Consider the following 24,628-nt stretch of genomic DNA (forward strand, 5'->3'; position numbering starts at 1 on the left):
ATTGGCAGACGGATCGTTTCGCATCGCGCGATTATGGCAGCAGCGGCCGGCCATCCGCACAGCGCCTTCGGCCGGAAAACTCTGCAGATTCCTGCATGCGGCCGGGGGATGCGACGGCTACAATACGCCGGATGAAGACCCAAGCCCCGCCCCAGGCGCTCAATCTCTCGGCCATTTCCGAACCGGCTTCAGCAGGTGCGGTCACGGACGCCAATCCGGTGACCGAGGCGGAACCGCAGCCGCAGGCCGGCACCGCCGCGCCGCGCGAACTGACGCTGGTGCTGGGCGGCGCGCGCTCGGGCAAGAGCCATTTCGCCGAACAGCTCGCCGCCGATCATGCGGCCCTGACGCGCGGCCCGGTCACCTACATCGCCACGGCCCGGCACGACGCCGAAGCGGCCGATCAGGAAATGGAAGTCCGCATCGCGCTGCATCGCGCGCGCCGGCCGGCCGACTGGACGCTGGTGGAAGAGCCGGTGCATCTGGCCGACGCGCTCTACGCGCATGCGCGCCACGACGGCTGCATCCTCGTCGATTGCGTGACGCTGTGGCTCAACAACCTTGTCTTCGGCGAGAACCGCGAGTATCCCGAACACGGCGTCATCACGCCGCCGCCAGCCTTTACCGAGGAGATCGACGCGCTGATGACGGCGCTGCCGATGCTGCCCGGCCATGTGATCCTGGTGTCGAATGAAATCGGCTTTGGCGTGGTGCCGATGGGCGCCATCACGCGTTTCTACGTGGACGAGCTGGGCCGGCTGAACCAGAAGCTGGCCGCCGCCGCCGATCGCGTGCGGCTGCTGGTCGCCGGCATCCCGGTATCGATCAAGGACCCCGCTCCGTCCCAGGCTCGCGGCGCCCACACACGATGATCATGCTGTCCTGGCCTGCCTGCGTGGCGGCCGCACTTGCCGGCGTGCTGCTGGACCGCTGGCTTGGCGAGCCGCGCCGCTGGCATCCGCTGGTCGGGTTTGGCCGTCTCGCGTCGGCCGTCGCCAACCGTCTCAATCGCCCCGAACGCAGCGCCGCGCGTCAGCGCCTGGCCGGACTGCTCGCGTGGGCGCTGGTGGTGCTTGGGCCGGCTGCGCTGGCCGCATGGCTGGTCTCGCTGGCGGCCCAGGTCCATCCGATGCTGGCCTGGGCGCTGCACGCCGTCGCGCTCTACTTCGCGCTGGGCGCCTGCAGCCTGACGCAGCACATCGCCCCGATTGCCGATGCACTGAGCCGCAACGACCTGCCCGCCGCGCGCACGCTGACGGCGCGCATCGTGTCGCGCGACACGGCCGATGCCGACGCCGAAGCGCTGGCGCGGGCCGCCTGCGAATCGGCCCTGGAAAACGGCAACGATGCCATCTTCGGTGCGCTGTTCTGGTTCCTCGTCGGCGGCGCGCCAGCCGTGATCGTCTTCCGGCTGGCCAATACGCTCGATGCCATGTGGGGCTATCGCACGCCGCGCTGGGAAATGTTCGGCTGGGCTGCTGCCCGCATCGACGATGGGTTGAACCTGGTGCCGGCGCGGCTGACCGCGCTGTCGTACGCGCTGCTGGGCGCCACCGCGCAGGCGATACGCTGCTGGCGCACGCAGGCCCCGGCCTGGTCGAGCCCGAACGCCGGCCCCGTGATGGCGGCCGGTGCCGGCGCGGTGGGCGTGGCGCTGGGCGGTGGCGCGCGCTACCACGGCGAGTGGGAAGAACGCCCGCCGCTGGGCATCGGCGCCGCCCCGGGCGCCGCGCACGTCCACGCCTGTCTGCGGCTCGTGCAGCGCACGCTGTGGCTGTGGCTCGGTGTGGCGATGCTGAGCGTGCCGCTGGTGGCAGTGCTGGTTGCGAAATGGGGATCGGCGTGAGCGGCGCCCCGGCCCCGATCCGTCATGGCGGCAACCTGCTGGCCGCCGTGCGCCGCTACGGCCGTGCGGCGGAAAACTGGCTCGATCTGTCCACCGGCATCAATCCGGCCGGCTATCCGGTGCCAGCGCTGCCTGCCGACGCCTGGCAGCGGCTGCCGCAGGACGACGACGGCCTGGCGGAGATCGCCGCGCAGGCCTATGGCGCGCCGCACGCGCTGCCCGTGGCGGGTTCGCAGGCGGCCATCCGCACGCTGCCCACCTTGCTGCGACCGGGGCGCGTGGGCATCGCCGCGCTGGGCTACAGCGAATATGCGCCCGCATTCGCGCTGGCCGGCCATACGGTGGTGCCGCTCGACGAGCAGGACTTCGCCCGCGACGACCTGCCAGCCTGGCTCGATCATCTGGTCGTCGTCAATCCGAACAATCCGACCGCACGGCTGCTCTCGCCCGACCGGCTGCTGCGCTGGCATGCGCAGCTGGACACGCTGATCGTCGACGAGGCGTTCCTCGACAGCACCACCGCGCCATCGCTGGCCGCGCACACCGGCCAGCCCGGACTGGTCGTGCTGCGCTCGATCGGCAAGTTCTACGGGCTGGCGGGCATGCGCTGCGGCTTCGTGCTGGCCGAATCCGGCCTGCTCGATGCCCTGTCGCGCCGGCTTGGACACTGGACCGTCTCCGGGCCGGCCCGCGCCGTGGCTCGGCTGGCGCTGACCGATACCGCGTGGCAGGCCGCCACCCGCACGGCGCTGCATCGACAGGGCCAGCGCCTGGCGATGCTGCTGCGTGACCACGGGCTGACGCCGGTATCGCAGCCGCTGTTCAGCTGGGTGCCCGATGCCCGCGCACCTGCCCTGCATGAGGCGCTCGCCCGGCAAGGTGTCTGGACGCGCCTGTTCGATGCCGCTGGCGGCTGCCCGGTCAGCCTGCGTCTGGGCCTGCCGCCCGATGCCGAGGATGCCTGGCAGCGCCTCGATACGGCACTGGGCGCGGCACGATCCGACCTGCAAGCCGGCGCCACAGACCACCCCATCCTCACCGGACCACGATGAAGGCCCCCTCGTTCCTGCTCGCCACGGCGCTGCTCGCCAGCCCCTGTGCCCATGCCGCCGTCACCGTCACCGACGACGCCGGCCAGACCGTCACGCTGGCCCAGCCCGCGCGGCGCATCGTCTCGCTGGCCCCGCACGTGACCGAGCTGATCTACGCGGCCGGCGGTGGCGATCGCATCGTCGGCACGGTCAGCTACAGCGATTACCCGCCGCAGGCGCGCGACATCCCGCGCGTGGGCGACAACAAGGCGCTGGACCTGGAACGCATCGCCGCGCTTAAGCCCGACTTGATCGTGGTCTGGCGCCATGGCAACGCCCAGAAGCAGACCGACCGCCTGCGCGCGCTGGGCATGCCGCTGTTCTTCAGCGAGCCGCGCCGCCTGGAATCGATACCGGAAAATCTTGAAAAGCTTGGCACGCTGATGGGAACGGAGGCCGTGGCCAACCGGGCCGCCACCGACTTCCGCCAGCAGGTCACGACGCTGCGCAAGACCTATGCCGATCGCCCGCCGGTGACGGTGTTCTATCAGGTATGGCAGCAGCCGCTGATGACGCTGAATGGCCAGCATCTGGTCAGCGACCTGCTGACGCTGTGTGGCGGCCGCAACCTGTTCGCCCGGGAGGCGCCGCTGGTGCCCACGGTGTCGGTGGAGGCCGTGGTGGCCGGCAATCCCGAGGTCATGCTGACGGCCGGCATGGGCGCCACGCGCCCGGACAAGCCGCTGGCGGATTTTTCGATGTGGGAGAAATGGAGGCAGGTCACCGCCGTGGCGCGCAACAACCTGTTCATCATCGACGGCGATCTGGTCAACCGCGCAGGCCCGCGCGTGGTGCAGGGCGCGGCCGAAATCTGCAAGGATCTCGAACTCGCGCGCTCGCGGCGCGGCAACTAGCCGGCCACGCGATTCCACCACTCCAGCCTCGGCGCGCCATCGCCCAGGCTGAACTTGCAGGTGGCGCCGAACCCGAGCGGCCAGTTCAGCGTCTGCGCCAGTGCCATCCCCAGCCAATGGGCGGCCAGCATGCGCATCGGCCCGGCGTGGGTCACCGCCCACAACCGCGTATCCGATTCGACATCGAGCGCATCGGCCCACTCGGCCACGCGCGCCGACACCTGCGCCGGGCTTTCGCCGCCGTGCGGGCGGGCGCCCATCAGATCGGCCGCCCACAGATCCAGCGCGTCGCGCGGAATCTCGGCCCAGGGCTGCCCTTCCCACGTGCCGAAATCCATCTCGCGCAGGCGCGGCTCCACATCGGCAACGCGCAGTTCCGGCAGGCAGGCCACCAGTTGTGCGGCCGTGTCGCGCGCGCGCAGCGCGGGGCTGGTCACGATGCGATGCGGCGATGCCAGACCGGCCACGATCCGCATCGGGGCGGGCGTGACAGGCATCGTCAGCGTCAGGTCGAGACTGCCGTAGCAGATGCCCGCCGCCACCTCGGGCTGCGCGTGGCGAATTAGTAGAACTTCCATGCCGCGGCGACCAGGTAGATCGACAGCTCGGCAAGCTGCTGGGACATGCCCAGGCAATCGCCGGTATAGCCGCCGATGCGCCGCACGAAATAGGCCCCGAGCGCGGCGCGCAGGCCGGCCAGCCCCAGCACGGTCACCATGGTGAACCACGGCGAGACCCACAGCAGCGGCAGCACGCCACAGGCCAGCGCAAAGAGCAGGCTTCGCGTTTCCAGCCGCTGGGCCACCGGCTTGGCCTTGCCTTCGTGGCGCACGTAGTCGTGCGTGGCCAGGAACGTGATGGCCATGGCGCGGCTGGCGCCGTGGCCTGCCACCAGCACCGCCAGCAGCATCGCGCCGCCGTGGGTTTCGCCGACGGACACCAGCAGTTGCCATTTCAGCAGCAGCGCCACCACGATGGCGATGGCACCGAAGGCGCCCACGCGGGAGTCATGCATGATCCGCAGCACGTCCTCGGGCCGGTAGCCGCCGCCGAAGGCATCCACGCAGTCGGCCAGCCCATCCTCGTGGAACGCGCCCGTCAGCAGCAGCGTGGCAGCCATGCCCAGCACGATGGCCACCGACGGCGACCAGAGCTGCCATGCAAGGCCCGTCACCAATGCCCCCGCCACGCCCACCAGCAGGCCCACCGCCGGAAAATAGCGTGCGGCGGCGTTCAGGTAGTGCGGCGCGAACCCCACCCACACCGCCAGCCGCTGCGGCATGGGCACGCGCGTGAAGTAGCCCACGGCGGTCAGGAAGAAGCGGAGTTCGTCGGCCATGGCGTCTGCGGTCTAGGCCGAAGCGTTGCTGATGCCGGCGCCGCTGAACGTGGCCATCTCGCGCAGGAAGGCAACGGCCGACGCCACCAGCGGCCAGGCCAGCGCGGCGCCGGTGCCTTCGCCCAGACGCAGGTCCAGTGCCAGCAGCGGCTCGGCCTTGAACTCGGCCAGCAGCGCGCGGTGGCCCTGCTCGTGGGAACAGTGCGAGAACACGCAGTACTGCAGCACGTTTGGGTCGATGCGCGCGGCCACCAGCAGCGCCGCCGAGGCGATGAAGCCATCCACCAGGATCACCATGCGGCTGGCGGCCGCCGCCAGGTAGGCGCCGGTCATCGCCGCGATCTCGAAGCCGCCGAACGTGGCCAGCACGTCCAGCGGATCGGTGGCGTCCGGATGCCGCGCCAGCGCCTGCGCCAGAATCTCGCGCTTGCGCGCCACGCCGGCGTCGTCCAGCCCCGTGCCGCGCCCGGTGCAGGCTTCCAGCGGCAGGCCGGTCAGCCGGCTCATCAGGCAGGCCGCCGCCGAGGTATTGGCAATGCCCATCTCGCCAAACCCGATCACATTGGTGCCCTGCTGCGCGTGGCGCAGCACCCGCGCGATGCCGGTGTTGATGGCCGCACCGGCCTCGGCCGGGGTCATGGCCGGCTGCTCGACGAAATTGCGCGTGCCATTGGCCACGCGGCTGTTGACCAGCCCCGGCGACGCCGGCAGCGGCGCACGCACGCCCACGTCGACCACTTCGAGCACCATGCCATGCTGGCGCGTGAAGACGTTGATGGCGGCCCCGCCGTTCAGGAAATTCAGCACCATCTGCGCGGTGACTTCGGCCGGGAAGGCGCTGACGCCGGCATCGGCCACGCCATGGTCGCCCGCGAGCACGATGATCGCGGGCCGGTTCAGGTCGGGCACGGTTTCGCCACGGATCATGCCGATCTGCAGCGCCAGCGATTCCAGCCGGCCCAGCGACCCGGGCGGCTTGGTCTTGTCGTCGATGGCCGCCTGCAGCGCGTCGCGCAGCGATTCGTCCAGCGGCGCGATCGGCGGCAGGGTCAGCGCAAAGTCGGAAATATGGGTCATCAGTCTTCTTTCGATCCTCGGGGAACGCCAGCCCGGCGAAGCGGAAGCGGCGCTGGCCGGCGTTCTCCTACATTTCTACGCCACGTTGGGCCTTGATGCCCTGCTGGAACGCGTGTTTGACGGGCGTCATGTCGGTCACCGTGTCGGCCGCTTCCACCAGTGCGGGCGGCGCGCCGCGGCCCGTGATCACCACATGCTGCATCGCGGGACGCGCACGCAGATCGGCGATCACGGTCTCGACATCAAGATAGTGCAACTTCAGCGCAATGTTCAGTTCATCGAACAGCACCAGGCCGATCGACGGGTCGCGCAGCATGCGCCGGGCCACCTCCCACGCGGCCTCGGCCTTGGCCACGTCGCGGGCGCGGTCCTGGGTTTCCCAGGTGTAGCCCTCGCCCATCACATGGAATTCGCATTGGTCCGGAAAGCGCCGCAGGAACATTTCCTCGCCGCTCGGGATGGCACCCTTGATGAACTGGACCACGCCCGTGTGCATGCCATGCCCCATCGCGCGCACCACCATGCCGAAGCCCGAGCTGGACTTGCCCTTGCCGTTGCCGGTGGTGATGACGATCACACCGCGCTCGGTCTGGGCGGCGGCAATCCTGGCATCGACCACCTCCTTCTTGCGGACCATGCGGTTCTTGTGGCGCTCGTCGCGACCGTCGTCGCTCGGGCTCGGGTGTTCGGTATCGCTCATGGTGTCTTTCCGTCGGGGATCAGCGCGGTATGGATGCCGTCGCTGATGCTGATAATGGGGGTGCGCAGTGCGTGCGAGCACCGCGCGGGCGTCAGGACCTCGTGCGCCGGGCCGTGCAGCGCGACGCCGTCTTCTGCCATCAGCAACGCATGGGTGGCGTGCCGGCGCGCGAGCGTCAGGTCGTGCAGGATCACCACGGCGGCGTGGCGGCCGGCACGGGTCAGGCGTCGCAGCAGGTCGAGCACCAGGATCTGGTGGCGCAGGTCCAGGTGCGAGACCGGTTCGTCCAGCATCAGCAGCGGCGCCTGCTGGGCCAGCACCGCGGCCAGCGACACGCGCTGGCGCTCCCCGCCGGACAGGGTCAGCACATCGCGCGCGGCCAGCGCGTCGAGATCGCACTGGGCCATCACATCGCGCACCACGCGGTCGTCGTCGCGCTTGCCCCAGCCCCAGCCGCTCATGTGCGGATGACGGCCGATGCGCACCGCATCTTCCACCACCATCGAGAACGTGTCATGCACGGCCTGCGGCAGATAGGCGCGCTGGCGGGCCAGCGTGGCCGGCGCCACCTGCGCGGCGGCCACGCCGTCGATTTCCACGGCCCCGCCATCGGGCGCGTGCAAGCCGGCCAGCACGCCCATCAGCGTGGATTTGCCCACGCCGTTCGGACCCACGACGCACCAGAGCTGGCCCGCCTGGATGGACAGCGACAGGCCATCGACCAGCACCCGCTGGCCCGCGCGCAGGCGCACGTCGCGCAGCGACAAGACGGGACACGGGGCCAGCGGCTCGGACCATGCGTTCATCGCGGCCTCCGCAGCAGCAGGTAAAGGAAGGTGGGCACGCCCAGCAGCGCGGTGATGACCCCCACCGGCAACTGCGCCGGCGCGATCACCGTGCGGGCGATCAGATCGGCCGCCATCAGCAGCGTGCCGCCCAGCAGCACCGACGCGGGCAGCAGCTGCCGCTGGTCGTTGCCCCACGCCAGGCGCACCATGTGCGGCACCACCAGTCCGACAAAGCCGATGGACCCGGCCGTGGTGATGGCCGCAGCGATGGCCAACGAGGCAATCAGGAAAGTGGCCAGCCTGACGCGACCCACGCGCACGCCCAGCGACTGCGCCACGGTCTCGCCAAGCAGCATCACGTTCAGCGCACGCGCCATCGGCATCGCCAGCCCCAGCGCCACGACCAGCGTGGCCAGCGCCCAGCCGTAGCTGGCCGTGCCGCCCAGGTCGCCGGTCAGCCAGAACAGCATGCCGCGCAGCCGCGATTCCGGCGCGATGGCCAGGATCAGCGTGATCAGCGCGCCCCAGCCGGCCGCCAGGATCACGCCAGTCAGCAGCAGCCGCGCGCCGGCCTCGTGGTGGCCGCCCTGGACTTGCGGATGCAGCAGGTCGCGCCGCGCCAGCGTGGCCACCAGCAGCATCGAACAGAGCGCGCCGCCCGCCGCGCCGGACTGGACAACCCACAGCGGCAGCGATAGCAGCATCGCCAGCAGCGCGCCCGTGGAGGCGCCGCCGGACACGCCCAGCACATAGGGCTCGGCCAGCGGATTGCGCAGCAGCACCTGCATCAGCGCGCCGGACAGCGCCAGCAGGCCGCCGCAGGCAAACGCCGCCGCCGCGCGCGGCAGCCGCAGTTCGCGCACGATGGCGCCGGCCGTGCCGGTATCGGCGCCGGTCAGCGCCTGCCAGACCTGCGCGATGTCCAGCGCGACGCTGCCGGCCGCCAGCGACAGCGCGAACACCGCCGCCCCGGCCAAGGCCAGGACGGTCCAGACGGTCAGCGCGCGGCGCAGTTCGGTCATGACGTGACGTCAGGCCCTACTTCTGGCGCCAGCCGAGCGTGATGAACCCGGCGCGGCCCTGCGTGTTGTAGGGCCAGGCAAGCTGGTAGTTCTTGTCGAACAGGTTTTCCACACGGGCAGCCACGAACCATTGCTTGTCGATGTTGTAGCGGGCATTGAGGTTGACGATACCGTATCCGCCCAGGACGCGCGCGCTGTTGTCGAGCCGCTCCGACGACAGCAGCCATTCGCCGCCAAAGCGCCAGTTGCCGAAGTTGCGGCCCACGTCGAACGACGCATGCCGCCGCGCCCGGCGCAGTAGCTGGGTGTTGCTGCTCTGGTCCACGGGATTCTGGAAGGTCACGGCGGCGCCCAGGTCGGTACCCCAGATCGTGGCGCGCCACGAGGCCTCGATGCCCTGCACCTTGGCCTTGTTGACATTCTGTGCCAGGAACACGCCGCTGCCCACTGCGGTCGACACGATCAGGTCGTCATAGCGGGTTTCGAAAGCGGTCACGCGCAGCAGGCCGGCGCTGGCCGTGTCGACCTGCACGCCTGCCTCGGCGGACTTGGCGCGTTCGGGCTGCAGGTTCGGCTGGCCGAAGCCCGGGTAATACAGCTCGTTGAAGGTCGGCGCGCGGAACGCATTGCTGACGTTGGCGATCAGCTTGACCTGATCGGTCACGTTGAAGCCATAGCCAGCAAAGAAGCTGCCCTGGTTGCCGAAGTCGGAATAGTGGTCGTTGCGGGCGTTCAGCTGCAGCTGGTTCCGGCCAATCCGGCCTTCATAGCCGCCGTACACCGAAAACACGTTGCGCGACGGCGCGTTGTACGCGCTGGACGCCAGCGTCTGCTGCAGCCAGTCGGTGCCGAACAGCAGCTTGTGGTCGGGCGTCAGCGCGTATTCGTTCTGCCAGTTGAACTGGCGGTTACGCGTACTGAACAGGCTGTCGAACAGGCCGTTCTTCGTGCCTTCGCTGCGGTCTTCGCTCTGCGCGATCTTGAAGTGCGTGGTCCACGCCGAGGTCACCTTGCCATTGACGAACGCCGACAGCGTGTAGAGCTCGCTGTTCATGCGGAAATCGTCGGTCGGCTTGCCGCTGGTGCTGTCGTACGACAGGTCGCTCTTCGAGTAGTACGCGGCGAAGCCGGCATCCCAGTCGGACGTGAACTTGTGGCGGATCTGGCCCGACACGCTCTTGTTCTCGTACGGGTTGTCGCCGGGGTTCGGCCCGTTGCCGCGCCGGACTGCCGCGGCATTCGCGGCGGCCCACTGGTTATAGTTGATCGACGAAAAACCGTCGGTCTTGAAGATCGAGCTGGTCAGGTTGAACGACGTATCGCCAATCTGGCCGCCGTAGCCGACGGTGCCCTGGCGCGTGTTGTTGCTGCCGTACTCCACCTGCGCATTGGCCGCGGGGGCCTGGCCGGCGCCATTCTTGGTGAAGATCTGCACCACGCCGCCGATGGCGTCCGATCCGTACAGCGCAGACACGTTGCCGCGTACCACCTCGATATGGTCGATCTGGTCGGGCAGGATGTTCGCCAGCTGGGCCGTACCGCCGCTGACGCCGGCCACGCGCACGCCATCGATGAGGATCAGCACCTGGTTCGAATTGGCGCCGCGCATGAACAGCGACGTATTGGCGCCCATGCCGCCATTGGCGGCGAATTCGACACCGGCCTGGCCGCGCAGCAGCGAGCGCAGGTCGGGCGCCTGCGAATCGACGATGTCCTCCTGGGTCACCACCGTGGTGTGCGGCAGCGCCTCGGTCACACGCTGCGCGGTGCGCGAGGCGGTGACCACAACGGGTGCCAGCGACTGGGGCTGGGCCGCCGCCGGCTGTGCGGCGGGTGCGGGGGATGTGGCTTCGGCGGGTGCGGCAGGCGCGACGGGCGCCGCCTCGGCGGGGGCCTCCTGGGCAAACGCCGGGATATGGGACGCGCAAAGAACGGCAACGGCCGCCATGATGGCGGGCACGGACGGGCCAACCGGCGGCTTCACCGCGACGGTCGACCTGGATGGCGTGGAACGCATGAGCAGGATGGATGAGAACGGCCGGGCCCGTTCCCCCGCGGACCTGATGGCGAATGGGCGTGCCGCATGGGGTGCGGACGCCCGCGTTCTTCAGGCCGGTATCCGGGCTGACGACATCAGGCAGGCCGCCTTCCCGATGGGCTCCCCGCAACTTCCGGCGAGTCCGTATCAGTGGCCTTGGCCCGCCCTGCGAACGACGCTTGGCGTGTTCGCGGTCGCTTACCGTTGCGGGGGCAGCACAGGTTGGCCTGCCCCGCTCGCGTCCAGCCTGGCCGATCGACGTCGCGCCGGGCTGGCGGGCGGTACCCGGCTCCCTGTTTCCCGTTGAACTGCAGCCCCTGCGTAAGGCGGCCGCGAGCACCTGGAACGTGCGCGAGTGTAGGGAGTTTCAAAGTTGGCGTCAATGCGAGGGGTCAAGTTGCCGATATCCGTGATTGACACGCGAAATCGCGCCGTTCGCCGCAGATCGGTGCAACTTCCGTGCGGCAGCAAAGTCTCACCGGTCGCATTGACGGTAGCCCCCGCGTGTGCATCGGCTAGAATCCCCAAACCTGACCCTTACTCCTACCGGACACGACAGGCACTATGCTCAACGAACTCGAACAACTGGCCGCCAAGATCGGGCGCGTGCTGCATCATGCGGACACCCTGGCGGCGGAAAACCAGCGGCTGCGCGCGGAGATCGACCGCCTGCAGGCCGAGGCGAGCACGTTGCGCGCGGACCGCGAAGCCATGGCGGCCGACCGCGAGCTGCTCAACATCAAGATCGAGGAGGCGCAACTGCGCATCCAGTCCATCCTCGACAAGCTGCCCACCGCCAGCGACGCGCGCCAGCTCGACCTGCTCGGCGACGGCCAGTCCCGCGCCGCATCGGAAGGTTCGCAGCAAGCCCCCGGAGAACACGCATGAGCAACAAGCAAGTGGAACTGAACATCGCAGGCCAGCCCTACCGTTTCGCGATCTCGCCGGAGAACGAGGCCGCGCTGCTGGAAGCCGCGGCGCTGGTCGACGACAAGATGAACAAGCTCAAGGGCAGCGTGTCGGCCAAGGGCGTGGAGCGCGTGGCCGTGATGGCGGCCATCAGCATTGCGTCGGACCTGCTGGCCATGCGCCGCAAGCAGGAAGAGGACGGCACGATTCCGGTGGACGCGGTGCGCGCGCGCATTCGCGAACTGAACGACCGCGCCGACGAGGCGCTGCGCCAGTACGCGCACGTGGGCACGCGCTGAGCCGCCAAAAAAACCCTGACGGCAACACTTGAATTGCGCAGCGTCGGCCAGATATGTCGTCCATGTGAAGCCGATGCCGCGCCCGGCCGCATGATGTGCATGGATATGCCGGTTGTTGTGGAAAATGTAACGTCCCGACGTATCCGGCTTGGTATCACTGACGTCGCGGTGTATAGTGGAGCCACTGCGCGGCGAGACTGACCGACGCAGTTGGATGGTCGGGTTATCGGGCCTGGCCGCCGTTTCCATCCCATCCTAGTTTGAAACGGCAAACGTCTGACATCCCAAGCGTGTTGCACGCACAGGAACTCAAGTCAGACGTTTGACAGTTTCCCTGCCTGGTTCGTGAGGGTCATAAACTCCTTGAACCGATATGCATTGCATGGTGCGGGATCATGTCGTGTGGGCGAGCGCGTTACCGCATTCATAGTCCTGGCTTCGGTCCGGACTCCCTGAGTGGGCGATGTACCCGAAATACGACTTCCGCAGCCACTCTGAACCTCACTTGGGTTCAGGATGCCGACCCAGCGGCCGAGGCGGGGACCCCCTTCAAGTGGTGAAGAGGCGGTGGTTTCAACGAACCACCGCCTTTTTCATTTCAACGCCTGACCTGTCACGGATCCATGCCCGACGCGCGCGCCCGCCAGTACTGGCTGATGAAGTCCGAACCGGATGAAGCCAGCATCGACGATCTGGCCCGTGAAGGCACGCTGCCATGGACCGGCGTGCGCAACTACCAGGCGCGCAACTTCATGCGCGACCAGATGCGCATCGGCGACGGCGTGCTGTTCTATCACTCGTCGTGTCCCGAACCCGGCATCGCCGGCCTTGCCGAGGTCTGCTCGCAGCCCTATCCCGATCCCACGCAGTTCGACCCCAAGAGCGACTACTACGACAAGGCATCCCGGCAGGAGGAGCCCCGCTGGTCGCTGGTGGACGTGCGCTTCGTCAAGAAGAGCGCGCTGATCCCGCTGCCGGCATTGCGCGAGCATGACGCGCTGGCCGACATGGTCGTGCTGCGCAAGGGCAACCGGCTGTCGATCACGCCCGTCACGCCGGCCGAATGGCGCTTCATCACCGAAAAGCTGATGAAGTAGCATCTGCGGCTGCAGTCTTCTGGCCGCGCCGCATTTTTTTTTGCCCGCCTTAACCCCGATCCGGCCGCCCGGCCGTTAGAGCTTTCATGCAGGGGCCCGCATGGAACGAAATGCGAGGCTTCGCATCTGATAGCCATCACATTGATCGGAGAACAATATGAAGAAATTGCTGGTCGCCTCGCTGCTGGGCACTGCCGCCGCCGTGGCCTCGGCCCAGACCGTTGCCGTGCCGCAGCCTTCGGGCGTGCTGTCGTTGTCCGCCGAAGCCGTGACCGAGGTGCCGACCGACGTGGTCACGCTGGTCCTGGCCACCGAGCAGGAAGGCCCCGAGCCTTCCGCCATTTCGAACGCGCTGTCGTCGCGCACCCAGGCGGCACTGACGCAAGCCAAGCGCGTGTCGGGCGTGGAAGCGCAATCCGGCGGCTTCACGATTCATCCGAATACCGACCGCAACGGCAAGATCAGCACGTGGCGCGGCCGTTCGGAGATCATCCTCAAGTCCAAGGACTTCGCCGCCGTGTCGAAGCTGGCCGGCGAACTGGCCAACCACATGCAGGTGCAGAACGTCGGATTCTCGCTGTCGCGCGAGGCCCGCCGCGCCGCCGAGCAGAAACTGGCCGACCAGGCCGTGGCGGCATTCCGCGACAAGGCGCAGGCCACGACCAAGCTGTTCGGCTTCAGCAGCTTCACGATCCGCGAAGTCTCGGTCAATGAGTCGGGCGGCGTGATGCCGCCGGTGCCGCGCATGTACGCGGCCAAGGCCATGTCAGCCGATGCCGGCACGCCGATTCCGGTGGAAGGCGGCAAGACCCAGGTGACCGTGTCGGTCAACGGGTCCGTGCAGATGGTGAAGTAAGCGACAACGCAACAAAGAAAAAGCCCCGCTCCCATTTTCATGGGGCGGGGCTTTTTCTCGGATGGCTTCGGATTACAGCGCCGCGAACTGCTGGCGCAGCACGTTCTTCTGTACCTTGCCCATCGTGTTGCGTGGCAGTTCGTCGACCACGTGCACGCGCTTGGGCACCTTGAAGTTGGCGATGCGGCCCTTGAGCGTGCCGATCATGCCCGCCTCGTCGATATCCGCGCCGGGCTTGCGCACCACCACGGCCACCACGGCCTCGCCAAAATCGGCATGGGGCACGCCGATCACGGCCGATTCCACCACGCCGGGCATCTCGTCGATAAAGCTCTCGATTTCCTTCGGGTAGACGTTGTAGCCGCCAGAGATGATCAGATCCTTGCTGCGGCCGACGATGGTCAGGTAGTTGTCCGGCACCTTGCGCTCGCCAGCCTGGCTGACGATGGCGCCCCCGAAGCGGCCCACGTCGCCGGTCTTGAACCAGCCATCGGCGGTGAATTCCTCGGCGGTCTTTTCCGGCATGCGCCAGTAGCCCTTGAATACGTTGGGGCCCTGAACCTGAACATTGCCGATCACGCCCGGCGGGCACAGGTTGCCCTCGCCGTCCATCACGCGCACCGAGACGCCCGGCAGCGGCATGCCCACGGTGCCGCCGATACGTTCACCGAGCGCGGTGTCGTACGGGTTCGAGACCAGCATCACGGTTTCGCTCATGCCGTAGCGTTCCAGGATAGTATGGCCGGTACGCTCGCGGAAGGCGTCGAACGTTTCCAGCAGCAGCGGCGCCGACCCCGACACGAACAGGCGCATGTTCTTGCAGAGATCCTTGTCGAAACGCGACTCCTGCACCATGCGCACGTAGTAGGTCGGCACGCCCATCATCACCGTGCAGCGCGGGATGAATTTCAGGATCTGGCCCATGTCCAGTTTGGGCGCCCAGATCATCTTGGCACCGGCCAGCAGTGCGCCGTGCGACGCCACGAACAGCCCGTGGACGTGGAAGATCGGCAGCATGTGCAGCAGCACGTCGTCGCTGCGCCAGCCCCAGTATTCGTTCAGCGTCAGCGCGTTCGAGGCCAGGTTGCGATGCGTCAGCATCGCGCCCTTGCTGCGGCCGGTGGTGCCCGATGTGTACAGGATGGCCGCCAGATCGTCGTCCGCGCGCGGCACGGTCTCGAACGTATCCGGCTGTGCCGCCGCGCGCTGCAGCAGCGACCCGGTACGGTTGTCGTCCAGTGTGAACACGTGCGCCGTGTTGTGCGCAAACGCCACCTTCGACACCCAGCCGAAGTTGCTGCTGCTGCAAACCACCACCGCCGGCTCGGCATTGCCGACGAAATAATCGATTTCGGCTTCCTGGTACGCGGTGTTCAGCGGCAGGTACACATAGCCGGCCCGCAGCGTGGCCAGGTACAGGAACAGCGCCTCCGGCGACTTTTCCACCTGCACGGCCACGCGCGCGCCGGCTGGCAGCTTCAGCGCGGTCAGCAGGTTGGCAAGCTTGGCCGTGGCGCGGTCCAGGTCGTCCCACGTGTAGTACAGGCCGTCATGCGTTTCGATGCAGCAGGCGCTGCGGTCGGCAGGAAAACGGGATTCGAACAGGGCGAACAGATTGGCGTTCATGGTACTGAGCAAAAGGGAATGGCATGCCCGGGGATGGCAGGCGAATGCGCCGAGGCAGCCGGCCATGATAGCCGGCCGGCCGACATATTACTCCCCGGTGAAATCCGGAGGCCGGTGTGCCAGGAAGGCGGCCACGCCCTCGGCGTGGTCGCGGCTGCCGGCATAGGCGAAGTGGGCGTCCAGTTCCGCGGCGGTCAGCGGCGCCGGCGCCGGCGCCAGGCGGCGGATGGTTGCCTTGTTGATGCGCGCGGCCAGCGGCGCCCCGGCGCAGAGACGCTGCACCGTGGCGGCCACCTCGTCGTGCAGGGCCGCCTCGGGCACGACGCGCGTCAGCAGCCCCTTGGCGGCCGCCTCGGCGGCGTCGAACACGCGGCCTTCGAGCAGGATTTCCAGCGTTACCGCGCGCCCTGCCAGGGCCAGCAGGCCCTGCAGTTCGCCGGGCGCCATCGGAAACCCCAGCCGGTTGATCGGCACGCCGAAGCGGCTGCCCGCCGCAGCGACGCGCAGGTCACAGTTGCACGCGATTTCCAGCCCGCCGCCCACGCAGACGCCTTCGATGGCCGCCAGCGTCGGCAATGGACATTCGGCGATGGCCCGCAACGCCGGCGCGATGATGGCCGTGTGATAGCGGCGCACCGCGGCCGCGTCGCCCCGCACCACGGGGAATTCGGCGATGTCGGCCCCGGCGGCGAAGTTGCCGTCGGCGCCGCGCACGACCACGCAGCGCGGCGGACGGGCCGCCGGGTCGGCCGCGCTGGCCACCTCGGCCGCCAGCGCGTCAAACCCGGTGGCCAGCGCCTGCCACATGCCGGCCGATATCGCGTTGAGCTTGCCCGGATGCGACAGCGTGACGGTGACCACCTGGCCATCGCGGGCGAACGTGACGGTGCCGCCCATCAGTCGATCTTGGCGCCCGAACGCTGCACCACCTCGGCCCATCGCTTGATCTCGGCGCGCTGGAACTGCGCGAACTGTTCCTGCGTGAACTGCGGGATGTCCGAACCGTTCTGCAGCCAGATGGCCTTCATTTCGGGGCTGTTCAGCGCCTTGGTGGTTTCGGCGTAGAGCTTGTCGACGATCTCCTTCGGCGTGCCCTTGGGCGCCCACAGCGCGTACCAGGTGGACACCTCGTAGTTCGGCACGCCCGCCTCGGCTGCCGTCGGCACGTTCGGGAACGCCGCCGAGCGCGTCTTCGACGCCACGGCCAGGGCCTTGATACGGCCGGCGCGAATATGTTGCGCCGATGAGCCGAGGCCGTCGAACATCAGGTCCACCTGGCCGGCGATCAGGTCGGACAGCGCCGGACCGGCTCCCTTGTATGGCACATGCGCCAGATCGGTCTGGGTCTGCAGCTTGAACAGCTCGCCTGCCAGATGGTGCGCCGAGCCGTTACCGGCCGATGCATAGTTGAGCTGGCCCGGATGCGCCTTGGCATAGGCGATCAGATCCTTCAACGTGTTGGCCTGCACCTTCGACGGATTCACCACGATCACCTGCGGCGGCTGCGCGATCACCGTGATCGGCACGAAATCCTTCTCGATGTCGTAGTCGAGCTTCTTGTAGAACGACGGCGCGATGGCGTGGTGCGCACCGCCGATGAAGACCGTGTAGCCGTCCGGCGCGGCCTTGGCCGCCAGGCTGGCGCCCACCGTGCCGCCCGCGCCGCCGCGGTTGTCGATCACGAACTGCTTGCCCAGCTGCTTGGAAAGCTGCGCGGTCAACGGCCGCGCGAACGCGTCGGTGCCGCCGCCGGCCGGGAACGGCACGATCACCGTGACGGGCTTGTTCGGCCAGGGGTCCGCGGCCTGCGCGGCCGGCGCATGGAGGCTGGCCCCGGTGCCGGCCACCAGGCCGGCGATTGCAAAGACGCGTGCGAACGCGGTCAGTTTGCGCTGACGACTCATGTACTGTCTCCTCTCTCTACTCACTGCGTGGAAAGTCAATCGAAGTACTGCCTACTGCCACCCACCCGACAAGAAACCTGCCTGGCGTCCGCGCCCGACCCGAGGGCTACAGCAGCTTGGCCACCGCGCGGCTGACGCGGGGGTTGCCATCGCCAAGGCGAGCCAGATTGTCATCCAGCGCCTCGGGCACGTAAAGATAATTCACCATCACCCCGCATGACTGTGCGCGGCCTTTTCGCGACAGGTCGGCGCCCCAGTTCACGCGCTCGACACATGCCCCGTTACCCAGGTGGAAGCGCGCCACCGGATCGGCCGGCACGCCCTTGCCGCCCTGGCGCACCAGGTAGTGCGCTACCAGCGCCAGCGCCGTATCGCGGATGACAGGGTCCTGCGCGTCCGCCGGCAGCGCGGCAAACCAGGCAGCGCCATCGGCCGGCGTCTCGCCATGCCGTTCGCGCCAGCGCGACACCCGCTTGTCACCCAGGATGCGTGCAACCGACTCGCCGTCCTGCTTGCGCAGCCAGTCGGCAAAGCCCGGAATTGGCGAGAGCGTGGCGAACTGCTTGAGCTTCGGGAATTCGCGCTGCAGTTCCTCGATCACGCGCTTGAGCAGGAAATTGCCGAAGCTGACGCCGCGCAGGCCAGTCTGCGTGTTCGAGATCGAATAGAAGATGGCCCATTTCACTCGGCGCAGATCTTCCAGCGGCGCGGCCTCGTCCAGCAGCGTCTGGACGTTGGCGGCCATCTCGGGCACGAACGCCACTTCCACGAAGATCAGCGGCTCGCGCGGAATGCGCGGATGGAAGAACGCATAGCAGCGGCGGTCCGAATCGAGCCGGTTGCGCAGGTCGTTCCACGACGAGATTTCGTGGACGGCTTCATAGCGGATCAGCTTTTCGAGCAGCGACGCCGGCGAATCCCAGGTGATCGGCTGCAGTTCGAGCAGGCCCACGTCGAACCAGTTCGAGAACAGCGCCTCCAGGTCTTCGTCCAGCGCCCGCAGGCCGGGAATGCGCTTCTGCCAGCGCAACATGTCCGAACGCAACTGGATCAGGAAGTGCAGGCCGCAGGCGCTGTCGCCGCGCTTGCCGTGATGCGCGGCAATGCGCTTGAAGAAGCGGATGCGCGCATTCGACAGGGCCTGCGACAGCCCCGACGCCGCGCCCGCCGATGCGCCTGCCGGCCCGCTGCCGGACGCGCCGCCCGGCGTATCGCGCCCGGCCGCCACGTCGGCCAGCACGCCCAGCATGGCCTGGCGCAGCGGCTCGGCCGCCGCCTGGTATTCGTCCTGCCAGGCCAGTGCGGCGGCATTGGCGGCGCCGTCGGTCAGGCGCGCCTCGAAGCACTGGCGCAGCTGTTCGCGCTGGCGTTTGACGGCGCGCGTGGACAGCGTCTGCTGCGCCGGGTCCGGCGCGTCCGTCGCGGCGGGCCTGGGCGCGTCGTCCTTGCGGTTCCACCAGCGCCCAAAGCGCGAGAACAGCGAGTCGCTGACGGGCTCGCTGGCATCGAGCGGAGCACTGACTTTCAGTGGGTCGGCGGGATCGAGGGCAGTCATGGTCGTGTCCTGCGAGGTCGGTGGAGGATGGGCAAGCCGGGCCGGTCGGGCGTCAGCCCTGCCCGGCCAGGCGCAGCGGCGCGGCCGGCGGGGCGGCGGCTGCAGGGGTGTGCTCGGCCGCGTCGAGCATCCGCAATGCGCCGCGCTGGCGCAACACGTGGGTCTTCATCAATGCCTCGGCCCCTTCGGGGTCGTGGGCCTTCAATGCCGAGAACACCGACAGGTGTTCGGCACACGACTCGTGAATGCGCCCCGGCAGCCGCAGGCTCTTGTGGCGCGACAGGCGCAGCACCGTGCGCAGGTCGCTGACCACGCCCGACAGCCAGCGATTGCCCGCCAGCCGCTGGATCGCTTCATGGATCTGGTAGTTGGTTTCGTAGTAGGCATCGATATCGCCAGCCTGCGCGTAGCGCGCCAGGTCGGCGTGCAGGCCTTCGAGCGCGGCAAGATCGGCCTGCGTGGCATTGCGCGCGGCCTCGTAGGCGCAACGCCCTTCCAGCAGCGCCATCAGCGGGAAGATGTCGTCCAGGTCCTGCTCGGTCAGCGCGTTGACGAAGCAGCCGCGCCGTGGCTCCAGCCGGACCAGCCCTTCGGCGGCCAGCACCTTCAGCGCCTCGCGCAGCGGCGTGCGCGACGTGCCCAGCGACGCCGCCAGCGCCACCTCGTCGATCCAGGCACCGGGCACCAGCGTGCGATCGTCGATCATCGCGCGCAGGCGGTCTGCCACCTCCAGGTACAGCGCCTGCCTGACGATTCGCATCATGCCTCCTCCCTGCGTTCGCGATGAGGGGTGAAACCACACGGGAACATGCCATGCCGATGCGGCGTCGCGAGAGGCGATTACGCCGCAATAATTCATAATTATGGATTGTGGCGGCGACCGCAAGCGGTTTCGATGCTGCGGGGCAGCAAGCGTGGCGGATCGGAAACTTCGGGAAATAGAGAGGTGCGGCGGGCAATCCTCCTGCCTCCCTGCAGAAAGATTGCCCGCGCATGAAAGAACCGCTTTGGTCTTCGACTTGGGCGCCGGGCGCGAGATATGCCGGACGCTTGCGGGTCAGATTCATTTGCCGGCGCTGGCCCCGCGCCTACCCCGTTAAAGCACTCGTCGTGGAGTGCGGATGGTTCCCGTGCCTTTTCCCGTTCGGCTTTTTGTCGTTGCCACGGCGCCGGCGCATGGTCGTGCGCACCCTCCCCTTCGGGCCGTGTCGGGCCGTACATGGCGTGTCCCGAGCGATCTTGTAACAGGCTGCATAGCGAGGACCGTGCCACCAGCCCTAAGTCATTGATTTCATTGGGGAGGACAAAACACGACTTGTGACAGTCGGCCGATGATGTAACAGGATGTTTCTTTGTCGTTACGGCCCAGTTACCCTCGCCCTCGTAGCGAACGCGAGGCGCCCCAAGCATTTGTAGCCACAGCGATACAAGCGGGTGAGAGAATGTGCTGAAACGCGCACGAAAGCCACGTGCCAACTGGTTGCAAACCTGAAACAGGCGCCAGCCACCAAAAAAAAGCGCCCCGTAACAACTGGAGAGGTCGATTCAATGAACTGGGAAGATCAAGACGGGCGGAAGGCCGACGTCGTCGCGCCGGACCGCCATGTGCCGCGCCACCTGAAATTTGCATTTACCGGGTCGGGGTCCGAGTATTTTCGGATCTGGATCGTCAACACGCTGCTGACCATTGTCACGCTGGGCATTTATTCCGCATGGGCCAAGGTGCGCACGCAGCAATATTTCTACCGCAGCACGCAACTGGACGGGGCCACCTTCGACTACCACGGCAATGCCAAGGCGATCCTCAAGGGACGTGGCATCGTCTTCGGCCTGTTTGCGGTGTATCAGCTGGTCCTCGAATTCTCGCCGGCGCTGGGCGCGGTGCTGGCGCTTGCGCTGGCCGTGGTGTTTCCGCTCCTGCTGGTGCGGTCGCTGCGCTTCCGCATGGCCAATTCCAGCTATCGGGGCCTGCGGTTCGCGTTCACGGGCACCGACCGCGACGGCTATACGGTCTTCCTGCTGTGGCCGCTGCTGACCGGCCTGACGCTGTGGCTGCTGGCGCCGATGGCTCACCAGCGCCTCAAACGCTACCAGCACAACAACACGCGCTTCGGGACCGCGCAATTCGCCTTCGACGGCACGGCCGGCGATTTTTACCGCGTCTACCTGGTCACGGCCGGTGTGGTGCTGCTGTGCCTGGTGGCGGGCGGCCTTGCCGGGGGTGCGCTGGCAGCCGCGGCGGGCGGCAAGGCGGGCTTTGTCCTGGTGGTCATGCTGATGGCGCTGGCGATGTATGCGGGTTTCCTGCTGATCGGCCCGTTCTTTCAGGCCAGGCTGCAGAATGCGGTGTGGAATCACACCACCCTGGCGCCCCACCACTTCCGCAGCGACGTCAAGGCCCGCAACCTGTTTCTGATCTCGCTCACGAACCTGATCCTCACGGCGCTGACGCTGGGGCTGTTCTACCCGTTCGCGCGCGTCCGGTCGGTGCGCTATCGCGTCGAATCGATGACGATGGTCGCCGTGGGCGCGCTCGACGCGTTCGTGGTCGGCGAAAAGCAGCACGTGGGCGCGCTGGGCGATGCCGCGGCGGACTGGTACGACATCGACATCGCGCTGTAAGCGAAGGAGCGGGCCACCATGATTGCCGCGCAATACTTCGATGGCCGTACGTCGCGCGCGCACCCGGTCGTGCTGCACGTCCGGGACGGCCACGCCGTGCTGCAGGATGCCGGCGGCGACGAACTGCGCCGCGCGCCGCTGGCGTCGTTGCGCGTCTCCGAACGCATCCGGCGCGGCCCGCGTCTGGTGACGTTCGACGACGGGGCGTACTGCGAGATCACCGACCACGCCGGCTTTGACGCCATGCTGGCCGCCACCGGCCATCGGGAAGGCTGGGTGTCGCGCGCGCAGAACAGCTGGCGCCTGGTCGGGCTGTCGATGCTGGGGCTGGTGCTGTTCGTGGCGGTCTCGTACTTCTACCTGCTGCCGTGGTCCGCGGTTCTGGTTGCACGCACGATACCGGCATCGCTCGAAGCGCAACTGGGCCGCACCACGCTGGACAGCCTGGACCAGGGCATCGTCAAGCCGAGCACGCTGCCGGCCGCCGACCAGCAACGCATCCGCGACAACTTCGCGGCGCTGCGCCGGCCAGCCGATCCCGGCCACGACTACCAGATCCTGTTCCGCCACGGCGGCCGCATCGGCGCCAATGCGCTGGCCTTGCCCGGCGGCACCATCGTCGTGACCGACGAACTGGTGAAGCTGCTGGGCACCGGCCCGGCCATGATGGGCGTGCTGGCGCACGAGGCCGGCCACGTCACGCAACGCCACGGGCTGCAGCAGGTGTTCCAGGCGTCGGCGGTGGGCGCATTGACCGCGTACTTCCTGGGCGACGTGTCGTCGCTGCTGGCCACGGTGCCCACGGCGATGCTGGCCATGCGCTACTCGCGCGATCACGAGCGCGAGGCCGATGCGTTTGCGGTGGAAGTCCTGCGGGAAAACCGGCTGCCGCCGTCGGCGCTGGCCGACGCGCTACAGCAGCTCGAAGACGCCCACGGCCGGCGCGGCAAGCCAGGCAAGCGGGGCGGCAAGGAAGCCGGGGACGATGAGGAGGCGGGGTTCTTTTCGACGCACCCGCTGACCAGGGAACGGATCGACACGATCCGGAATGCGCGGTAGTTTTGTGCGCCCCTCTCCCGCGTGCGGGAGAGGGGAGCAGGATCAGGGAGACAGCCAGCCTAACGCGCCGCCCCGGCCGCCGCGCCGTTGGCCTGGCGGCGATACGCCCACACCACCATCAGCACGCCGACCAGGATCATCGGCAGGCTCAGCCACTGGCCCATCGACAGCTTCAGCGCCAGCAGGCCCAGGAAGCTGTCCGGCTCGCGCGTGAACTCGGCCAGGAAGCGGAACGTGCCATAGCCGATCAGGAACACGCCCGACACGGCGCCCATCGGCCGGGGCTTGCGCGCGAACAGCCACAGGATGATGAACAGCGCCACGCCTTCGCCGGCAAACTGGTACAGCTGCGACGGATGACGCGGAATGTTGTCGCCAGCCTGCGGAAAGATCATGCCCCAGGGCAGGTCGGTGGCACGCCCCCACAGTTCACCGTTGATGAAGTTGCCGATGCGGCCGGCGGCCAGCCCGCACGGGATCAGCGGCGCGATGAAGTCGGTCACTTCCATCCAGTGGCGGCGCCGCACCTTGGCAAACACCCACATCGCCACCAGCACGCCCAGGAATCCGCCGTGGAAGGCCATGCCGCCTTCCCATACCTTGAAGATCTCCAGCGGGTGGGTCAGGTAGTAGCTCGGCTTGTAGAACAGCACATAGCCGAGGCGGCCGCCCAGGATCACGCCCAGCACGCCGTAGAACAGCATGTCGTCGAGATCGCGCGCCACCCAGCCGCGCGCCGCGACATGGGGCTGCCTGATACGCAGCCGGCCGAACCACAGGAACATGATGAAGCCGGCCAGGTACATCAGTCCGTACCAGCGGATGGCCAGCGGCCCCAGGTGGATGGCAACCGGATCGAATTGCGGATGAACGAGCATGGAGTAGCGGGAGAGTAGCGGTAAGTTGGAGCGCGGCGTGCTGCGCGATGTTCTATGTCGTTATGCCATGGTCATGCGTCAGCCCGATGGCGCCGGCCAGCCCGGAGGCGATGTCGATGAACGACCGCAGCACCGGTGCCACCCCGGCCGCGCCCTCGCGCCAGGCCAGGCCGGTCTCGATCTCCGGGCCGGCGTCGAGCAAGGTCAGGTAGGACACGCCCGTGCGCCGCAGGTTGCGCAGCGACGCGGGCACCAGCGCCACGCCCATGCCGGCCGAGACCAGGCTCACGATCGTCTGCATCTGGATGGCCTCCTGGGCAATCACCGGCGTCAGGCCGTCGCGCGCATAGTAGCCCGTAATGATGTCATAAAACGCTGGCGCACTTCGGCGCGGGAAGATGACCAGTGGCTCGCGCGCGGCATCGCGCAGCGCCACCGCCTGCGGCACCGTGGCGCGGCCGGCGGGCCGCCATCCATCGGGCACGGCCAGCACCAGCGGCTCGCGCACCAGCGGCAGGTAGGACAGGCCATGCGGCATCACGGGCAGTTGCGGGCGGATGACCAGCCCGGCGTCGATCGTGCCTTCGGCCAGGGCCTCGAACTGGACATCGCTGGTGGCTTCGCGCAGTTGCAGCTGCACGTCCGGGTGTTGCGCGCGGAAATGCCGCAGCAGCTCAGGCAGGATGCCGTAATCGGCCGTGCTGACAAAGGCCAGCGCCAGCGACCCCACCTCGCCGCGGGCCAGCCGCTGGGCAAGCCCCGGCAGCGCCCCGGCGTCGGCCAGCACGCGCCGCACCTCGGGCAGCCACTGCTGGCCCGCCGGCGTCAGCATCACCGACCGCCGCGTGCGCACGAACAATTGCACGCCGATCTCTTCCTCCAGCGCCTGGATCTGTTGAGACAGCGGCGGCTGCGTCATGGCCAGGCGACGGGCCGCCCGCCCGAAATGCAACTCTTCGGCCACTGTGACGAAGTAACGCAACTGGCGTAGATCCAACGGCGCTGTCCTTTCCGGTTGATATGTTTTTCGACCCAATAACGCTCGAATAATATATTTGACACGCTAAA

24 protein-coding genes, 1 other RNA gene and 1 riboswitch are annotated in these 24,628 nt (G+C 68.0%); of the genes, 11 read left to right on the forward strand and 14 right to left on the reverse strand.

Going from position 1 to position 24,628, the window contains the following annotated elements:
* The first annotated feature begins 131 nt into the window (after positions 1-131).
* The 4 genes from cobU to D9X30_RS00070 are packed head-to-tail and all read left to right on the forward strand — an operon-like array spanning position 132 to position 3,791.
* Positions 132-872: a bifunctional adenosylcobinamide kinase/adenosylcobinamide-phosphate guanylyltransferase gene (gene cobU, locus D9X30_RS00055; RefSeq protein ID WP_153947412.1), complete on the forward strand. Its 741-nt coding sequence runs from the start codon at positions 132-134 to the stop codon at positions 870-872.
* Positions 869-1,846 carry an adenosylcobinamide-phosphate synthase CbiB gene (gene cbiB, locus D9X30_RS00060; protein WP_153947411.1) on the forward strand — a complete coding sequence of 326 codons (978 nt, stop codon included), beginning with the start codon at positions 869-871 and terminating at the stop codon, positions 1,844-1,846. Before cobU ends, cbiB begins: the two co-directional genes overlap by 4 nt.
* Positions 1,831-2,898 (forward strand): threonine-phosphate decarboxylase CobD, encoded by a 1,068-nt coding sequence (cobD, locus tag D9X30_RS00065; protein ID WP_153947410.1) that lies wholly within the window; start codon positions 1,831-1,833, stop codon positions 2,896-2,898. The genes cbiB and cobD overlap by 16 nt, the downstream gene beginning before the upstream one ends.
* Positions 2,895-3,791: a cobalamin-binding protein gene (locus D9X30_RS00070; protein ID WP_153947409.1), complete on the forward strand. Its 897-nt coding sequence runs from the start codon at positions 2,895-2,897 to the stop codon at positions 3,789-3,791. The genes cobD and D9X30_RS00070 overlap by 4 nt, the downstream gene beginning before the upstream one ends.
* Here D9X30_RS00070 and D9X30_RS00075 read toward each other — a convergent pair.
* From D9X30_RS00075 to D9X30_RS00105, 7 genes are all read right to left on the reverse strand, one after another.
* Complete coding sequence (locus D9X30_RS00075) at positions 3,788-4,369, reverse strand: histidine phosphatase family protein (protein ID WP_153947408.1); 582 nt, start codon at positions 4,367-4,369, stop codon at positions 3,788-3,790. The genes D9X30_RS00070 and D9X30_RS00075 overlap by 4 nt on opposite strands.
* Positions 4,354-5,130, reverse strand: coding sequence for an adenosylcobinamide-GDP ribazoletransferase (locus tag D9X30_RS00080; protein ID WP_153947407.1), 777 nt, complete (start codon positions 5,128-5,130; stop codon positions 4,354-4,356). The genes D9X30_RS00075 and D9X30_RS00080 overlap by 16 nt, the downstream gene beginning before the upstream one ends.
* A gap of 12 nt (positions 5,131-5,142) precedes the next feature.
* Complete coding sequence (gene cobT, locus D9X30_RS00085; RefSeq protein WP_228770866.1) at positions 5,143-6,207, reverse strand: nicotinate-nucleotide--dimethylbenzimidazole phosphoribosyltransferase; 1,065 nt, start codon at positions 6,205-6,207, stop codon at positions 5,143-5,145.
* A 67-nt stretch (positions 6,208-6,274) separates the two neighbouring features.
* Positions 6,275-6,907 carry a cob(I)yrinic acid a,c-diamide adenosyltransferase gene (gene cobO, locus D9X30_RS00090; protein WP_153947405.1) on the reverse strand — a complete coding sequence of 211 codons (633 nt, stop codon included), beginning with the start codon at positions 6,905-6,907 and terminating at the stop codon, positions 6,275-6,277.
* Positions 6,904-7,713: an ABC transporter ATP-binding protein gene (locus D9X30_RS00095; protein WP_153947404.1), complete on the reverse strand. Its 810-nt coding sequence runs from the start codon at positions 7,711-7,713 to the stop codon at positions 6,904-6,906. Before D9X30_RS00095 ends, cobO begins: the two co-directional genes overlap by 4 nt.
* Entirely contained in the window at positions 7,710-8,717 is a 1,008-nt protein-coding gene (locus tag D9X30_RS00100) for a FecCD family ABC transporter permease (RefSeq protein WP_153947403.1), read from the reverse strand. The genes D9X30_RS00095 and D9X30_RS00100 overlap by 4 nt, the downstream gene beginning before the upstream one ends.
* Before the next feature lie 16 nt (positions 8,718-8,733).
* The gene (locus D9X30_RS00105) at positions 8,734-10,734 is read right to left on the reverse strand and encodes a TonB-dependent receptor plug domain-containing protein (RefSeq protein WP_153947402.1); all 2,001 of its coding nucleotides are present in this window, start codon (positions 10,732-10,734) and stop codon (positions 8,734-8,736) included.
* A gap of 76 nt (positions 10,735-10,810) precedes the next feature.
* A riboswitch (cobalamin riboswitch) is annotated at positions 10,811-11,114 on the reverse strand.
* 205 nt (positions 11,115-11,319) lie between these two features.
* On the opposite strand from D9X30_RS00105, the gene D9X30_RS00110 reads away from it, so the two are divergent.
* The 5 genes from D9X30_RS00110 to D9X30_RS00130 all read left to right on the forward strand — a co-directional run bounded on the left by D9X30_RS00110 (position 11,320) and on the right by D9X30_RS00130 (position 13,916).
* Entirely contained in the window at positions 11,320-11,643 is a 324-nt protein-coding gene (locus tag D9X30_RS00110) for a hypothetical protein (protein WP_101680841.1), read from the forward strand.
* The gene (locus D9X30_RS00115) at positions 11,640-11,963 is read left to right on the forward strand and encodes a cell division protein ZapA (protein WP_153947401.1); all 324 of its coding nucleotides are present in this window, start codon (positions 11,640-11,642) and stop codon (positions 11,961-11,963) included. The genes D9X30_RS00110 and D9X30_RS00115 overlap by 4 nt, the downstream gene beginning before the upstream one ends.
* Before the next feature lie 328 nt (positions 11,964-12,291).
* A non-coding RNA gene (gene ssrS / locus D9X30_RS00120) (6S RNA) lies at positions 12,292-12,510 on the forward strand.
* A 76-nt stretch (positions 12,511-12,586) separates the two neighbouring features.
* Entirely contained in the window at positions 12,587-13,060 is a 474-nt protein-coding gene (locus tag D9X30_RS00125; RefSeq protein ID WP_153947400.1) for an EVE domain-containing protein, read from the forward strand.
* 157 nt (positions 13,061-13,217) lie between these two features.
* Positions 13,218-13,916 carry an SIMPL domain-containing protein gene (locus tag D9X30_RS00130; RefSeq protein ID WP_153947399.1) on the forward strand — a complete coding sequence of 233 codons (699 nt, stop codon included), beginning with the start codon at positions 13,218-13,220 and terminating at the stop codon, positions 13,914-13,916.
* Between the two features lie 72 nt (positions 13,917-13,988).
* Here D9X30_RS00130 and D9X30_RS00135 read toward each other — a convergent pair whose 3' ends face one another.
* The 5 genes from D9X30_RS00135 to D9X30_RS00155 form a co-directional block, all read right to left on the reverse strand.
* Positions 13,989-15,542 carry a malonate--CoA ligase gene (locus tag D9X30_RS00135; protein WP_153947398.1) on the reverse strand — a complete coding sequence of 518 codons (1,554 nt, stop codon included), beginning with the start codon at positions 15,540-15,542 and terminating at the stop codon, positions 13,989-13,991.
* Positions 15,543-15,629: 87 nt separating this feature from the next.
* On the reverse strand, positions 15,630-16,439 hold the full coding sequence (locus D9X30_RS00140; protein ID WP_153947397.1) for an enoyl-CoA hydratase/isomerase family protein: 810 nt from the start codon (positions 16,437-16,439) through the stop codon (positions 15,630-15,632).
* A complete protein-coding gene (locus D9X30_RS00145; RefSeq protein ID WP_153947396.1) occupies positions 16,439-17,446 on the reverse strand; it encodes a Bug family tripartite tricarboxylate transporter substrate binding protein in 1,008 nt (335 codons plus the stop codon). The genes D9X30_RS00140 and D9X30_RS00145 overlap by 1 nt, the downstream gene beginning before the upstream one ends.
* Positions 17,447-17,552: 106 nt before the next feature.
* A complete protein-coding gene (locus D9X30_RS00150) occupies positions 17,553-19,001 on the reverse strand; it encodes a malonyl-CoA decarboxylase domain-containing protein (protein WP_153947395.1) in 1,449 nt (482 codons plus the stop codon).
* A gap of 52 nt (positions 19,002-19,053) precedes the next feature.
* On the reverse strand, positions 19,054-19,761 hold the full coding sequence (locus D9X30_RS00155; RefSeq protein ID WP_153947439.1) for a GntR family transcriptional regulator: 708 nt from the start codon (positions 19,759-19,761) through the stop codon (positions 19,054-19,056).
* A 788-nt stretch (positions 19,762-20,549) separates the two neighbouring features.
* Here D9X30_RS00155 and D9X30_RS00160 point away from each other — a divergent pair.
* The gene (locus tag D9X30_RS00160) at positions 20,550-21,623 is read left to right on the forward strand and encodes a YjgN family protein (protein ID WP_153947394.1); all 1,074 of its coding nucleotides are present in this window, start codon (positions 20,550-20,552) and stop codon (positions 21,621-21,623) included.
* An 18-nt stretch (positions 21,624-21,641) separates the two neighbouring features.
* Positions 21,642-22,682: a M48 family metallopeptidase gene (locus D9X30_RS00165; RefSeq protein ID WP_153947393.1), complete on the forward strand. Its 1,041-nt coding sequence runs from the start codon at positions 21,642-21,644 to the stop codon at positions 22,680-22,682.
* Positions 22,683-22,741: 59 nt separating this feature from the next.
* On the opposite strand, the gene lgt is transcribed toward D9X30_RS00165, so the two are convergent.
* Together lgt and D9X30_RS00175 are read right to left on the reverse strand one after the other, a co-directional pair.
* Positions 22,742-23,560 (reverse strand): prolipoprotein diacylglyceryl transferase, encoded by an 819-nt coding sequence (gene lgt, locus D9X30_RS00170; RefSeq protein ID WP_153947392.1) that lies wholly within the window; start codon positions 23,558-23,560, stop codon positions 22,742-22,744.
* A gap of 52 nt (positions 23,561-23,612) precedes the next feature.
* On the reverse strand, positions 23,613-24,557 hold the full coding sequence (locus tag D9X30_RS00175; protein ID WP_153947391.1) for a LysR family transcriptional regulator: 945 nt from the start codon (positions 24,555-24,557) through the stop codon (positions 23,613-23,615).
* Positions 24,558-24,628: the final 71 nt, after the last annotated feature.

Origin of the sequence: Cupriavidus sp. U2 (assembly GCF_009663685.2) — a bacterium.
GTDB lineage: Bacteria > Pseudomonadota > Gammaproteobacteria > Burkholderiales > Burkholderiaceae > Cupriavidus > Cupriavidus necator_C.

What these genes read in the sequence shown, in the direction of transcription:
- D9X30_RS00145 (WP_153947396.1), bottom strand. Translation starts at nt 17,446, where the DNA reads ATGAGTCGTCAGCGCAAACTGACCGCGTTCGCACGCGTCTTTGCAATC.
- D9X30_RS00115 (WP_153947401.1), top strand. Translation starts at nt 11,640, where the DNA reads ATGAGCAACAAGCAAGTGGAACTGAACATCGCAGGCCAGCCCTACCGT.
- D9X30_RS00070 (WP_153947409.1), top strand. Translation starts at nt 2,895, where the DNA reads ATGAAGGCCCCCTCGTTCCTGCTCGCCACGGCGCTGCTCGCCAGCCCC.
- D9X30_RS00075 (WP_153947408.1), bottom strand. Translation starts at nt 4,369, where the DNA reads ATGGAAGTTCTACTAATTCGCCACGCGCAGCCCGAGGTGGCGGCGGGC.
- D9X30_RS00150 (WP_153947395.1), bottom strand. Translation starts at nt 19,001, where the DNA reads ATGACTGCCCTCGATCCCGCCGACCCACTGAAAGTCAGTGCTCCGCTC.
- cobD (WP_153947410.1), top strand. Translation starts at nt 1,831, where the DNA reads ATGGGGATCGGCGTGAGCGGCGCCCCGGCCCCGATCCGTCATGGCGGC.
- D9X30_RS00110 (WP_101680841.1), top strand. Translation starts at nt 11,320, where the DNA reads ATGCTCAACGAACTCGAACAACTGGCCGCCAAGATCGGGCGCGTGCTG.
- D9X30_RS00140 (WP_153947397.1), bottom strand. Translation starts at nt 16,439, where the DNA reads ATGGGCGGCACCGTCACGTTCGCCCGCGATGGCCAGGTGGTCACCGTC.
- D9X30_RS00100 (WP_153947403.1), bottom strand. Translation starts at nt 8,717, where the DNA reads ATGACCGAACTGCGCCGCGCGCTGACCGTCTGGACCGTCCTGGCCTTG.
- lgt (WP_153947392.1), bottom strand. Translation starts at nt 23,560, where the DNA reads ATGCTCGTTCATCCGCAATTCGATCCGGTTGCCATCCACCTGGGGCCG.
- cobT (WP_228770866.1), bottom strand. Translation starts at nt 6,207, where the DNA reads ATGACCCATATTTCCGACTTTGCGCTGACCCTGCCGCCGATCGCGCCG.
- D9X30_RS00130 (WP_153947399.1), top strand. Translation starts at nt 13,218, where the DNA reads ATGAAGAAATTGCTGGTCGCCTCGCTGCTGGGCACTGCCGCCGCCGTG.
- D9X30_RS00095 (WP_153947404.1), bottom strand. Translation starts at nt 7,713, where the DNA reads ATGAACGCATGGTCCGAGCCGCTGGCCCCGTGTCCCGTCTTGTCGCTG.
- D9X30_RS00155 (WP_153947439.1), bottom strand. Translation starts at nt 19,761, where the DNA reads ATGCGAATCGTCAGGCAGGCGCTGTACCTGGAGGTGGCAGACCGCCTG.
- cobU (WP_153947412.1), top strand. Translation starts at nt 132, where the DNA reads ATGAAGACCCAAGCCCCGCCCCAGGCGCTCAATCTCTCGGCCATTTCC.
- cbiB (WP_153947411.1), top strand. Translation starts at nt 869, where the DNA reads ATGATCATGCTGTCCTGGCCTGCCTGCGTGGCGGCCGCACTTGCCGGC.
- D9X30_RS00160 (WP_153947394.1), top strand. Translation starts at nt 20,550, where the DNA reads ATGAACTGGGAAGATCAAGACGGGCGGAAGGCCGACGTCGTCGCGCCG.
- D9X30_RS00165 (WP_153947393.1), top strand. Translation starts at nt 21,642, where the DNA reads ATGATTGCCGCGCAATACTTCGATGGCCGTACGTCGCGCGCGCACCCG.
- D9X30_RS00105 (WP_153947402.1), bottom strand. Translation starts at nt 10,734, where the DNA reads ATGCGTTCCACGCCATCCAGGTCGACCGTCGCGGTGAAGCCGCCGGTT.
- D9X30_RS00080 (WP_153947407.1), bottom strand. Translation starts at nt 5,130, where the DNA reads ATGGCCGACGAACTCCGCTTCTTCCTGACCGCCGTGGGCTACTTCACG.
- D9X30_RS00125 (WP_153947400.1), top strand. Translation starts at nt 12,587, where the DNA reads ATGCCCGACGCGCGCGCCCGCCAGTACTGGCTGATGAAGTCCGAACCG.
- D9X30_RS00135 (WP_153947398.1), bottom strand. Translation starts at nt 15,542, where the DNA reads ATGAACGCCAATCTGTTCGCCCTGTTCGAATCCCGTTTTCCTGCCGAC.
- cobO (WP_153947405.1), bottom strand. Translation starts at nt 6,907, where the DNA reads ATGAGCGATACCGAACACCCGAGCCCGAGCGACGACGGTCGCGACGAG.